Source organism: Flaviramulus sp., from assembly GCF_982512915.1.
Genome location: NZ_CEWOCJ010000002.1, coordinates 75,377 through 88,308, shown reverse-complemented (window position 1 = coordinate 88,308; position 12,932 = coordinate 75,377). Strand labels below are relative to the sequence as shown.

The 12,932-nt window shown below is 32.7% G+C and carries 9 protein-coding genes; 3 read left to right on the top strand and 6 right to left on the bottom strand.

The window, feature by feature from the left end:
- Window positions 1–21 precede the first annotated feature (21 nt).
- The 5 genes from AC1XJX_RS01950 to AC1XJX_RS01930 form a co-directional block, all read right to left on the bottom strand.
- Window positions 22–951, bottom strand: a complete 930-nt coding sequence (locus AC1XJX_RS01950; protein WP_482002282.1) for a cbb3-type cytochrome c oxidase N-terminal domain-containing protein — start codon at window positions 949–951, stop codon at window positions 22–24.
- Window positions 948–1,133, bottom strand: coding sequence for a CcoQ/FixQ family Cbb3-type cytochrome c oxidase assembly chaperone (locus AC1XJX_RS01945; protein WP_482002281.1), 186 nt, complete (start codon window positions 1,131–1,133; stop codon window positions 948–950). The genes AC1XJX_RS01950 and AC1XJX_RS01945 overlap by 4 nt, the downstream gene beginning before the upstream one ends.
- Window positions 1,134–1,155: 22 nt before the next feature.
- Window positions 1,156–3,330: a cytochrome-c oxidase, cbb3-type subunit I gene (gene ccoN, locus AC1XJX_RS01940; RefSeq protein ID WP_482002280.1), complete on the bottom strand. Its 2,175-nt coding sequence runs from the start codon at window positions 3,328–3,330 to the stop codon at window positions 1,156–1,158.
- 4 nt (window positions 3,331–3,334) lie between these two features.
- Window positions 3,335–3,526 carry a cbb3-type cytochrome oxidase assembly protein CcoS gene (gene ccoS, locus AC1XJX_RS01935; RefSeq protein WP_482002279.1) on the bottom strand — a complete coding sequence of 64 codons (192 nt, stop codon included), beginning with the start codon at window positions 3,524–3,526 and terminating at the stop codon, window positions 3,335–3,337.
- A 192-nt stretch (window positions 3,527–3,718) separates the two neighbouring features.
- Window positions 3,719–6,091, bottom strand: a complete 2,373-nt coding sequence (locus tag AC1XJX_RS01930; RefSeq protein ID WP_482002278.1) for a heavy metal translocating P-type ATPase — start codon at window positions 6,089–6,091, stop codon at window positions 3,719–3,721.
- Window positions 6,092–6,197: 106 nt separating this feature from the next.
- Between AC1XJX_RS01930 and AC1XJX_RS01925 the strand changes: the two genes are divergently transcribed.
- On the top strand, window positions 6,198–6,875 hold the full coding sequence (locus tag AC1XJX_RS01925; protein WP_482002277.1) for a Crp/Fnr family transcriptional regulator: 678 nt from the start codon (window positions 6,198–6,200) through the stop codon (window positions 6,873–6,875).
- A 49-nt stretch (window positions 6,876–6,924) separates the two neighbouring features.
- Here the strand turns inward: AC1XJX_RS01925 and AC1XJX_RS01920 are convergent, their stop codons facing one another.
- Entirely contained in the window at window positions 6,925–10,131 is a 3,207-nt protein-coding gene (locus AC1XJX_RS01920; RefSeq protein ID WP_482002276.1) for a WD40/YVTN/BNR-like repeat-containing protein, read from the bottom strand.
- Window positions 10,132–10,220: 89 nt separating this feature from the next.
- Between AC1XJX_RS01920 and AC1XJX_RS01915 the strand changes: the two genes are divergently transcribed.
- Together AC1XJX_RS01915 and AC1XJX_RS01910 are read left to right on the top strand one after the other, a co-directional pair.
- A complete protein-coding gene (locus tag AC1XJX_RS01915) occupies window positions 10,221–11,369 on the top strand; it encodes a vWA domain-containing protein (protein ID WP_482002275.1) in 1,149 nt (382 codons plus the stop codon).
- A 90-nt stretch (window positions 11,370–11,459) separates the two neighbouring features.
- Window positions 11,460–12,926, top strand: a complete 1,467-nt coding sequence (locus tag AC1XJX_RS01910) for a MoxR family ATPase (protein ID WP_482002274.1) — start codon at window positions 11,460–11,462, stop codon at window positions 12,924–12,926.
- Window positions 12,927–12,932 lie beyond the last annotated feature (6 nt).

The following is a 12,932-nucleotide window of genomic DNA, read 5'->3' as shown; positions in this document are numbered from 1 at the left end:
CAACAGTTTTGGGGATTTAGTTTAATTTGAACTATTTTCTAACGAGTCTATTACTGTTTCAATAGGTGATTCTTCATTACTATTTAAAACAATATCACCTTCTGGCGCTTTAGGATTAGCTGGTGTTGTGCCTTGAAAATTTAACACATAACTAGCTACCTGAGCCATTTCAATGGGTTTTAATTGTTGTTTCCAAGCAATCATTCCTTTTCCAGATCGACCTCCTTCGCTAACAGTTTTAAAAATACTTTTAATATCACCACCTAATATCCAGTGGTTATCTGTTAAGTTAGGTCCTATACCACCCCCACCATCTGCCATATGACATGCTACGCAGTTAGTTTCAAAAATGGTTTTACCAGACGCTAAATCAGCAGCTTCAGTTAGTTGGGAAACCGTATTAATATCAACAAGATTTTTTGCAGTTTTCTTATAAGTGTCAATTGCAATTCTGGCATCTGCTAACTCAGTTTCTAATTCATCAAACTGGTTTTCACCATTAAAAACATGATATCTTAAAAGGTATACGGCTGCAAATATTATCGAGATATAAAAACCATATAGCCACCAAGGGGGTAAATTATTATCTAATTCTTTAATACCGTCGTAATTGTGGTCTAATATAATTTCACCTTTTTCTTCAAGGGGTTTACTGCCTAAAAGTTTCTTATAAACATTTTTTAACCAATCAAGTTTTATAGATTTTTGTTTTTCTTCTAGAAAGCGTGCTCTTGCTTCTTCATCTAATTTTAAAAGCATCACATTTTCTAGTGCTGCAATGATAGCCTCTATAGCAATTAGAATTAGAAGTACTAAAAGAAGGAATAGCGACACTATAGGATATTCTATAAATGCTGGTTTTTCGCCTGAGTTTATAATGAATTCTGTAAATCCGAAAAGGATAAAGAATGCAACAATAACTCGTATCCAGGATGGAATTATATTTCTCATAATATATCGATGTTATGGTTATCTAAAGGAATGTTGCTAACGTTTTTGATGTACTCTTTTTTACCAGTAAAAACCCACCAAAATAGCACAACAAAAAAGATGAAAAAGATGAGCAAAGAAATTATCGGGTATATCTCTATTCCCGTAATGCTCTCCATATGATTTTTTACAAATTTTAACATGATTTTATTTTTATTGGTTTTTTTATTCTTCTACTTTAATATCAGTACCGAGTCTTTGTAAATAAGCTATAATTGCTACAATTTCTCTGTTTTTCATATCAATAAAAGGTTCGCCGTTTTCTTTAGCATATTTTTTATCTGCTTCATAGGTAATTACAAAATCGGGATCGCTGTATAGGTTATTTTCAATCTGTTCACCCTGTAAAAGCATATTGGCTCTTGCATTTACAATATCTGCTTCCGTATATGGCACGCCTAAAGTTACCATGGCTTGCATCTTATCTTCTATTTGAGATTTATCTAACTCATTTTTAATCAACCAAGGGTAACGTGGCATGATAGAACCAGACGAGGTACTTTGCGGATCGTACATATGGTTAAAGTGCCAATTGTCAGAATATTTACCACCAATTCTATGTAAATCAGGCCCAGTACGTTTACTTCCCCAAAGGAAAGGATGATCATAGACATATTCTCCAGCTTTAGAATACTCACCGTAACGTTCAACCTCACTTCTAAAAGGACGAATCATTTGGGAGTGGCAACCCACACAACCCTCACGGATGTAAATATCTCTTCCTTCTAATTCTAAAGGCGAATATGGTTTTACACTCGCTATAGTTGGTATGTTAGATTTTACCAAAATAGTTGGTATAATTTGTACAACGCCTCCAATTAAAATAGCTACTGTTGCTAATAAAGTTAATTGAACTGGTCGTCTTTCTAGCCAAGTGTGCCATCCCTCGCTTGAAGTACGTTTTTTAGTAACGCGCTCTAAAGCGGAAGCTTCAGCTAACTCATCTTCAACTTTGCTACCTTGTTTTATGGTTACAATGATATTATAAACCATAATTAACATACCAGTTAGGAATAAAGTACCACCAATAGCACGCATCCAATACATTGGGATTATTTCTGTAACGGTTTCTAAAAAGTTACCATAAGTTAAAGTGCCATCAGGATTAAATTGTTTCCACATACTAGCCTGTGTAAAACCAGCTACATACATAGGTAGGGCGTACATAATTATACCTAATGTGCCAATCCAGAAATGAAGATTTGCTAATCCTAATGAGTATAGTTTAGTTTTAAATAGCCTTGGTATTAAGAAATAAATCATCCCAAAGGTTAAAAAGCCATTCCAAGCTAAAGCACCTACGTGTACATGGGCAATAATCCAATCTGTAAAGTGTGCAATCGCATTTACGTTTTTTAATGATAAGGTTGGTCCTTCAAAAGTTGCCATACCATAACCAGTAATGGCTACAACCATAAATTTTAAAACAGGATCAACTCTTACTTTATCCCAAGCACCACGCAAAGTTAAAAGACCGTTTATCATTCCTCCCCAAGATGGCATTAATAACATTACAGAAAATGCAACACCTAAATTTTGAGCCCATTCTGGAAGTGCAGTATATAATAAATGATGAGGTCCTGCCCAGATATATATAAAAATTAACGACCAAAAGTGAACAATAGAAAGTCGGTAGGAGTAAACAGGTCTATTAGCAGCTTTAGGTACAAAGTAGTACATCAACCCTAAAAACGGTGTGGTTAAAAAGAAAGCTACTGCATTATGCCCATACCACCATTGCACTAAAGCATCTTGAACACCTGCGTAAACCGAGTAACTTTTTAAAGCACTTATAGGAAGCTCTAAACTATTAAATATATGTAATACAGCTACCGTAACAAATGTTGCAATGTAAAACCAAATCGCTACATATAAATGGCGTTGTCTTCTTTTTAAAATAGTACCAATTAAATTCCAGCCAAAAACTACCCAAACTAAAGCAATAGCAATATCAAAAGGCCATTCTAATTCTGCATATTCTTTTGATGTTGTGTAACCTAAAGGTAAAGTAATGGCAGCACCAACAATAATAAGTTGCCAACCCCAAAAGTTTATTTTGCTTAAAGTATCATTAAACATTCTAGCTTTTAATAAACGTTGCGTAGAATAATAGATTCCGGCAAATATAGCATTACCAACAAAGGCGAATATTACCGCATTTGTATGTAAAGGTCTCAGCCTTCCAAAACTTAGCCACGAAATGCCATCTGTTAAATTTGGGAATAAAAACATAAATGCAAGTAGTAAACCTACCAACATGCCAACAACGCCCCAAAGCATGGTGGCGTAAAGAAAGTTTTTAACGATTTTATTATCGTAATGAAATTGTTGAATTTCCATAGTATTAATTTTTATTCTTTTTGGTTTGTATCGTTTTATCTGTTTTGTCTTTTACCAGTTCATCTTCAAAAAGCATTCTTACCGATGGGGTATAACTATCATCATACTGTCCGTTTTTTACAGCCATTATAAAAGCAATAAAAAAACCAACAGCAACCACAATACTTATAGCCAATAAAATATATATAACACTCATACCTATTTGAAGTTATGGTTCAAAAATACCCTCATACTTATTTTAAAAAAATGACTTTTGTCATGTTTCATTTTTAATCTTCTTTTTTTTGCGTTACCCAATCGGGTCGGGCTTTTCATTGCAATCTTTCGCAAAAAAGCAAAAGGATTTCCACTACAATCCCTAACGCACCTAATTGTTAAAACCAATATACTATCCCAGTTTTCTGCCTAATAAATTAGTGGTTATGGTTGTGAAAGCTACAATGCTTATAGAGCTCAATGGCATTAAAATAGCAGCAACCACAGGCTCTAATTGTCCTGTAACTGCAAAATAAAGCCCGATGATGTTGTATATAAACGACAACAAAAAACTCCATTTAATAATCTTAATGGCATTTTTTGAAATCTTTATATAATCATACAACTGATTAAATTTTGAAGCATCAAGTATCGCATCACAAGCAGGAGAAAACACATTTACGTTTTCTGAAATAGCAATACCCACATTGCTTTGCGCCAAAGCACCAGCATCATTTAAGCCATCACCAATCATTAAAACATGGGCACCTTCACTTTGATGAAACTTTATATATTCTAATTTATCCTCCGGTTTTTGATTAAATAATAACTTGGTTTTAGTAGGTAATATTCTTTTTAAGTTAGCTTCCTCGCCAGCATTATCACCAGATAAAATCACCAAATCATAATCTCTTTTTAATCTGTTAAATAGTTTAGATAAACCTTTTCTGTATTTGTTGTAAAAAGTAAACTTCCCTTTGTATTGGTTGTTTGTGCTCACATGCACGGATGTGTTTAAAGTGGCTGTATCGGTGGCGTAACCAACAAAAGTAGCAGAACCAATTTTAAGAGATTGGTTTTGGTAATTGGCCTCAATACCTTGACCCAAATGTTCTACAAAATAATCTAAACAAACAATATTGTGCTCATCCAATAAGTTATATAATGATCTACTTAATGGATGGTTAGAACCACGTAATGTACTTTTTAATAATGATTCCTCATTTAATGAAAGTTTTGAGCCTTCGTAGTTTATTGTAGTTTTTTTATTGGCAGTAATTGTGCCTGTTTTATCAAATATAATCGTATTTATTTTTGCAAGTTTTTCAATAACTGAGGCGTTTTTTAAGTATAATTTTTTCTTACCCAAAATTCTTATAATATTTCCAAATGTAAAAGGTGCAGAGAGCGCAATGGCACATGGGCAAGCGATAATCAAGACTGATGTAAAAACATTTAGTGCTTTACTAGAGTCTGTTATTAACCAAAACGTAGTTGCTACAAAAGCAATTAATAAGATAGCTAGAGTGAAACGTTTACTAACCCTATTGGTAATATTGGTAAAAGCTAATTCTTTATCTTTTTTAAATACATCGTTACTCCAAAGTTGAGTTAAATAACTTTGTTCAACGGTTTTTAAAACATCTACCTCAATGCTGCCTTCCAGTTGTTTGCCGCCAGCAAAAAGCTTATCTCCCGATTGTTTAGAAACTGTTTTAGATTCGCCTGTTACAAAACTGTAATCTATTCTTGCTTTTCCATTTATTAAAATACAATCAACAGGAATTAATTCTTCATTTCTAATAAGTAATCGATCGCCTTTAGCAATATCATAAACTTGTATAGAAGTTTCTTTGCCTTCATTAATTTTTGTAATTCCAATAGGGAAGTACGATTTATAATCACGCTCAAAAGATAAAAAAGAGTATGTTTTTTGCTGAAAGAATTTACCTAGTAAAAGGAAGAAAATAAGTCCGGTTAAACTATCAAAGAAACCAGAACCGATATCAAAAATAATTTCTGTTGTACTCCTAACAAATAATACAGAAGTTCCTAAAGCTATAGGTACATCAATATTTAAAATTTTAGACCGAAGTCCTTTATACGCTGAAATAAAATAATCTTGTGCTGAATAAAAAACAACAGGCAATGAGAAGATAAACATGAGCCATCTAAACAGGGGTTTAAATTGTTCCAACCAAAATTCTCCCACTTCAAAATATTCAGGAAACGATAAAAACATCACATTTCCAAAAGCGAAACCAGCAACTCCTAATTTATAGATTAATGATCTGTCTATGTTTTTTTTACCAACACTGTAATCATCTAAACTAATAAATGGTTCGTAACCTATACTGCTTAAAAGTGCAACTAGGTTTTTTAATGAAAGTGTAAGAGAATTATAAGAAACTCTCACATTCTTTTTCCCAAAATTGACTGTTGAAGAACTAATTGCTGGATTTAGTTTATTTAAATTCTCTAAAATCCATATGCAAGAACTACAATGAATATGAGGAATATAAAGTGTTATTATTTGTGTATCCCCATCATTAAATTCAAGCAATTGGTCAACAATTTTAATATTTTCTAAAAAATTGTATTTGCCTTCTATGTCTTTAGGAGTGGTTCCTGGTGTATTTTGTAAATCATAATAGCAGGTTAAATTGTTTACGCTAAATATTTCGTAAACAGTTTTACAACCATTACAACAAAATGATTTCTCATCAAAAATAATTACAAATTGGTTTGCATCTAAACCACAATGGAAACACGTTTTAGTGTTCATATTATTTGCTCATATATACCTTGAACAAAATTCTCAAAACTCATGGCTTTAAAATATGATATTTGTCATGTTTTGTTTAATTTTACTAAACTTGAAAATTTTTTATATGGGAAATTGTGAACAATGTATCATTAAACAGTTTAACTCTTTAAAGTCATTGACCAGAGATGAATTAGTGCGTATTTCAGGTTGTAAAACTACAAGAACTATCAAGAAAGGTGAGGTAATTTTTGATGAAGGTGAATCAATTAATGGTGTTTATTGTATAAAAGATGGTGTTTGTAAACTCTCTAAATTGAGTAAAAATGGTAAAGACCAAATAGTTAAGATAGTTGTAAAAGGCGATTTATTAGGCCAACGATCATTAGTAACAGATGAGAGTTCTAACCTTCAGGCAACGGCTCTTAATGATATGGAAGTTTGTTTTATACCTAAAAGTGAAATTATTGATGATTTACAAAAAAATTCAAAATTCTCATTTGATGTTTTAAAAAGCATGGCTAATGATTTAAAAGAAGCTGATGAAGTTATTGTTAATATGGCTCAAAAATCGGTTCGTCAACGTTTAGCCGAAACGCTAATTTATATTAATGATAGTTTTGGAGTGAATCCAGATGGCACTTTAAGTGTTTTATTATCTCGTGAAGATTATGCAAATATAGTTGGAACAGCAACAGAATCAGCAATTCGTGTACTATCTCAATTTAAAAAAGAAGGTCTTATTTCCACCATTGGGAAATTTATTAAAATTGAAAATATCTCTGGTCTAAATAGAGTTGAATAAAAAAATGCTCTCAAATTCGAGAGCATTTTTACTTAAGCAATAAAATTATTTATTCTATTTTGAAAGAGTTAATTTGTTTGAAAGGATTAACTTTTAATGCATCCATTTTAGATTGATAAGTTGACCAATCTTCATTAAAAAACATATTAGTTTTGTTAAAAGCATCCAAAATAGCATTTTTCGCAAACTCGATAAGTTGCGTTTCAGTAGCCGTCAATCCATTCTGACTAGATTCTATATAATTACTAGCCAAACTTAAACGTCGGCTAACAGTCATATCAGAGTTACGAGTTAAACCTTGTCTCTTATCCTCTTTGCCAAGGTAAATAGCTATTAAATCATCTATTTTTTTAATAATATCTTTAGAATCTTTGATTTGATCTTTGTACAATTCTTTATCTGCTTTCTTTAAATCAGATTGAAATTTTTCGGCAATAGTTTTACTCTCAACTATTTGTTTTACAGCATCAGATACGCTTTGTTGCATACTTTCAAGTTGTTTGCCAGCGTTATATATTTCATCAATATTTTTTAAAGAAACATCTAATCTAGGATCTGATTTAACTGTGATTATTTGTTCAGATTTTTGATCTCCAAAACTCATAACTACTTTATAATTTCCTGGTTTTACATTAACGCCACCAGGTTCGCGAGTTTGCTCTCTTGTGCTTCGCGAAGGCCTTGATACTCCTGCTTCATCCATATACCAAGTCCATTTATGAATTCCAGATTCTTTTGGTGTTTTTTGCTTTAAAGTTCTAATTAAACGATCTCCATCAAAAAATTGCATCGTTATAGAATCCAATTTAACAGACTGTAAATCTTTTGTAGTTGAATCTTCAGAGTCTTTATCATCATCAACTTCATCTTTTTCTTTTTTATTTTTATCAACTTCAATAAAGTATGATAGAGTAGCACCAGAACCTCTGTTTTCACCCTGGAATAAAGCATCAGCTCCAAATCTGGTTCCAGTTGGTTGTTGATAAGCCGCTTGATAAGCTACTGGTGGTTCAAATAATTTTAATTTTGAGTTCACTATTGATTGATCTTTCGCCATAGCTCTTAATGGTCTGATATCATCCAATACCCAAGCAGCACGACCAAAGGTGCCAATTATCAAATCATGTTCTCTTGGATGGATAACTAAATCTTTTACTGAAACAGTAGGGAAACCTTCTTTCCATTTTGTCCATTTGTTTCCAGCATCAAGAGATAAGTATAAACCGTCATCAGTTCCTAAAAACATAAGATTTGGTTCTTCTATATCTTCAACTATTGATAATGTGTAGCTTTTAACATCATTTTCATCAACTATTCTAGTCCAAGTTTTACCATAATCTTTAGTTCTGTAAGCATAGGGTGTATAGTTAAAACGTCTGTAATCATTAGCAATGAGAAGCGCTTCACCTTTGTTTTTATTACTTGCTTTTATTTGTGGAATCCAACTTCCAGAAGGTAATCCTTTGATGTTTTTAGAAATATCTGTCCAACTTGTACCACCATTCTGTGTTACGTGTACACGACCATCATCGGTTCCAATCCAAATATTACCTTTTTCTAAAGGAGAAGGCTCAATCACTAAAATAGTACAATGATTTTCTGCGCCTGTAGCATCTATTGTTAATCCACCACTTTCAGATTGCTTTAATTTTTCTGGATCATTGGTTGTTAAATCATTAGAAATAATTGACCAAGTTTCACCTTTGTCAGTTGATTTATGTACAAACTGACTTCCAAAATAAACCGTATTGTTATCAAAAGGATCAATATTAATAGCAGCATTCCAGTTGAAACGAAGGTTTGTTTTAGGATCGGGAGCTGTTGGTTGTACACCATAATTATTTCCAGTTATCCAATCATATCTAGACACACTACCTTGTTGACTCATAGTCCAACCATATCTCGAATCATCTTTATCTGGAACGACATCAAAACCATCACCAAAACTAATTTCTTGCCAATATGAATTTCTAATGCCTTGAGCACGCCAAACATAAGCAGGTCCGCGCCAAGAACCGTTGTCTTGTAGGCCACCATATACATTATAAGGGAATTCATGATCCACATTTATATGATAAAACTGTGCTACAGGTAAATTGCCTATAAAACGCCAAGTTTTTCCACTATCATGCGTAATATTCATACCGCCATCGTTGCCATCAATCATAAAACTCCCATCATTAGGATGCATCCACCAGGCATGGTGATCTGGATGAACGCCATTATATGCACCATAAGCAGGCATTAATTCACTAAAATTCTTGCCACCATCTTCACTAACATTTACATAAGTAAAAACAGAATATACTCTATTTTCATTTTGAGGATCAACATAAATTTCAGAATAATAAAATGGTCTGTTTCCTATATCTTCTTTATCATTAATTTTCTTCCATTTAAAACCACCATCTTCACTTTTGTATAGGGCATTTTTTTTAGCTTCAACTAAGGCATAAACAATATTTGGTTTGTTTGCAGCAATAGCTATCCCAATTCTACCCAGATTGCCCTCAGGAAAACCATCTTCAGAACTTACTTTTTTCCAATTTAAACCACCATCATAAGTAATGTGCAATCCAGATCCTTCTCCTCCAGAATTAAAAAACCATGGGTCGCGTTTATGTTCCCACATGGCAGCCATTAATTTGTTTGGGTTTTTTGGATCCATAATTAAATCAGCAGCACCTGTTTTATTATTTGCAAATAATATTTTTTGCCACGTTTTTCCACCATCAGTTGTTTTAAAAACACCACGTTCAGGATGCTCACCCCAAGGTGAACCGATGGCTGCGGCATAAACAATATTTGGATTTGTTGGGTCTATAATCACTCGATGTATATGGCGTGTTTGTTCTAAACCCATCAACTGCCAATTTTTCCCACCATCCAAAGATTTGTAAATTCCGTAACCCCCATTTAAACTGTTTCTTGGGTTTCCTTCTCCAGTACCAACCCAAATAATACTTGGATTTGATTGTTGAATAGCTACTGAACCTATAGAGCCAGTTACTTCGTTATCAAAAATAGGATCCCATTTAATACCGCCTGAAGTAGATTTCCATAAACCACCAGATGCGGTTCCAACATACATAATATCAGGATTGCTATGAACCACATCGATTGCAGTAACACGGCCAGACATTCCGCCAGGACCAATGTTTCGAGGTTTCATATTTTTTATTAAATCCAATGAGAAATCTTGTGCTGTAAGCAGGCAAGATGCTATTAAAAATAGCAGAAATAAAGGTTTTTTCATTTTATATTTTTATAAGTTGCCTAAAGATAATTAAAACTTATAATTAGATTCTTAAAATATATGTTAATGCTCATAATTTAAATCTTAAAATGTATTATTTTTATTGTGCTATGAGAGAAACCAATAATAATAGAAAAGGTTTTGTATTTAAAAAATATGAAGCGCCTTACAAGACTCCTTTTGATACGCTTTTTGAAGTTTTTAAAGAATTAATAACCCACACATCTGGTGATTTTGATGAGGCCATTGATTGGTTAAAAGAACTTGATAAAGAGTATAACTTAACTACTCCTGAATATTCTTTGGAGGATTTTATTGAAGATTTAAAAAACAAAGGATACATCAGAGAAGAAATTGATGATGACGGTCAAGGAGGAATGACTATCACTGCAAAAACGGAACGTGCTATCAGGCAGCAAGCTTTAGATCAGATTTTTGGAAAAATTAAACGCAGTGGTCAAGGGAATCATAAAAGTAAAAGTCAAGGAATCGGCGATGAGCATACAGGTGATTTTAGAAATTATCAATTTGGTGATGCTTTAGATAAAGTCTCAATGACTGAAAGTTTGAAAAATGCTCAAATAAACCATGGCATCTCAGATTTCACATTGTCTGAAGATGATTTGGTTGTAGAAGAAACACTTCATAAATCTCAAATGAGTACGGTTTTAATGATAGATATAAGCCATAGTATGATTTTATATGGTGAAGATAGAATTACACCTGCTAAAAAAGTGGCGATGGCATTAGCCGAATTGATTACAACGAGATACCCAAAAGACACTCTTGATATTTTGGTTTTTGGTAATGATGCTTGGCAAATTGAAATTAAAGATTTACCATATTTAAAAGTTGGGCCCTATCACACAAATACAGTTGCAGGTTTAGAATTGGCCATGGATTTGCTACGAAGAAAACGAAATACCAATAAACAAATTTTCATGATAACGGATGGTAAACCTAGTTGCTTGAGATTGCCAGATGGTCAGTATTATAAAAATAGTAATGGTTTAGATAAACACATCATTAATAAATGTTATATGATGGCGCAACAAGCTCGCCGTTTACACATTCCTATCACAACGTTTATGATAGCTAAAGATAGCTACCTAATGCAATTTGTAAGAGAGTTTACCTATGCTAACCAAGGAAAAGCATTTTATACTGGGCTAAAAGGCTTGGGAGAAATGATTTTTGAAGATTACGAAACAAACAGAAAAAAAAGAATAAGAGGATAAATAAAATGAAGAATAAAGCGGTTAGAAAAGAGAATTATTTATAATTATTAAAAATCTTTTTTCCATAAGCTTTATTCTAAAAAGTAAAATATGAAAACAGAAAACATAAAAACATTAGGAGCATTAAAACAAGTAGGTTACAAAAGTAAATCGATAAAAGACGAACTTAGAGATAACCTAATTCAAAAAATAAAAAACAAAGAGACTACTTTTGAAGGGGTTCATGGTTATGAAAATACCGTAATTCCTGAATTAGAACGAGCTATTTTGTCAAGACATAATATCAATCTTTTAGGGTTGAGAGGACAAGCCAAAACACGTTTAGCACGTTTAATGTTGAATTTGTTAGATGAATATATTCCTGTTATTGAAGGTTCTGAAATTAATGATGATCCTTTAAAACCAATTTCAAGATTCGCTACAGAATTGATTAAGGATAAGGGAGATGATACGCCAATTTACTGGTTGCATAGGAGTGAGCGTTTTGCTGAAAAATTAGCAACTCCAGATGTTACCGTAGCAGATATTATTGGAGATGTAGATCCAATTAAAGCTGCTAATTTAAAATTAAGTTATGCTGATGACAGAGTGATTCATTACGGTATGATTCCACGTGCAAACCGATGCATTTTTGTAATTAACGAGTTGCCAGATTTACAAGCAAGAATTCAAGTGGCTTTATTTAATATTTTACAGGAAGGAGATATTCAAATTAGAGGTTTTAAATTGAGGTTACCTTTAGATATTCAATTTTTATTTACTGCAAACCCTGAAGATTATACCAATAGGGGTAGTATTGTTACACCTTTAAAAGACCGAATAGGGTCTCAAATTTTAACCCATTATCCAGCTGATATAGAAACTGCTAGAAAAATAACAGAGCAGGAGGCAAGAGTTGTTGAAGCACAAAAAACTTCAGTAATAGTTCCAGACTTAGCCAGAGATTTATTAGAACAAATTGTTTTTGAAGCTCGCGAAAGTGAATTTATTGATGCCAAAAGTGGGGTTAGTGCGCGTTTAAGTATTACTGCTTTAGAGAACTTACTAAGTACAGCGGAAAGACGAGCTTTAATAGCTGGTGATGGTCAAACTATTTTAAGGCTATCAGATTTTATTGGAATTATTCCGGCTATAACTGGTAAAGTAGAGTTGGTATATGAAGGAGAACAGGAAGGGGCTGCCGTTGTTGCTTATAATTTAATTGGGGAGGCTGTTAAAAGTTTATTTGTTGAGTTTTTTCCAAAAATAGAAAAGCTTCAAAAACAAGATGAAGAATCACCATATGATGATATTGTTTCTTGGTTTTTCAATGAAAAAGAAGGGTTTGAATTATTAGACGATTTGAAGGACAAAGAATATAAAAATATTTTAAATGCGATTTCTCCACTTGATGATTTACTTGGTAAATATCAACCTAATTTATCAAAACAAGATAGCTATTTTGTAAAAGAGTTTGTATTGTGGGCTTTGTCAGAATTTAAGTTGTTGAGTAAATTACGATTTTCAGAAGGTATACAGTTTAAAGATCCGTATGGAAGTTACATAAGTGGAATTTAAAATTTT

Coding starts and splice junctions, on each gene's coding strand:
- AC1XJX_RS01950 (WP_482002282.1), bottom strand. CDS start 951: ATGAGAAATATAATTCCATCCTGGATACGAGTTATTGTTGCATTCTTT.
- AC1XJX_RS01945 (WP_482002281.1), bottom strand. CDS start 1,133: ATGTTAAAATTTGTAAAAAATCATATGGAGAGCATTACGGGAATAGAG.
- ccoN (WP_482002280.1), bottom strand. CDS start 3,330: ATGGAAATTCAACAATTTCATTACGATAATAAAATCGTTAAAAACTTT.
- ccoS (WP_482002279.1), bottom strand. CDS start 3,526: ATGAGTGTTATATATATTTTATTGGCTATAAGTATTGTGGTTGCTGTT.
- AC1XJX_RS01930 (WP_482002278.1), bottom strand. CDS start 6,091: ATGAACACTAAAACGTGTTTCCATTGTGGTTTAGATGCAAACCAATTT.
- AC1XJX_RS01925 (WP_482002277.1), top strand. CDS start 6,198: ATGGGAAATTGTGAACAATGTATCATTAAACAGTTTAACTCTTTAAAG.
- AC1XJX_RS01920 (WP_482002276.1), bottom strand. CDS start 10,131: ATGAAAAAACCTTTATTTCTGCTATTTTTAATAGCATCTTGCCTGCTT.
- AC1XJX_RS01915 (WP_482002275.1), top strand. CDS start 10,221: ATGTATTATTTTTATTGTGCTATGAGAGAAACCAATAATAATAGAAAA.
- AC1XJX_RS01910 (WP_482002274.1), top strand. CDS start 11,460: ATGAAAACAGAAAACATAAAAACATTAGGAGCATTAAAACAAGTAGGT.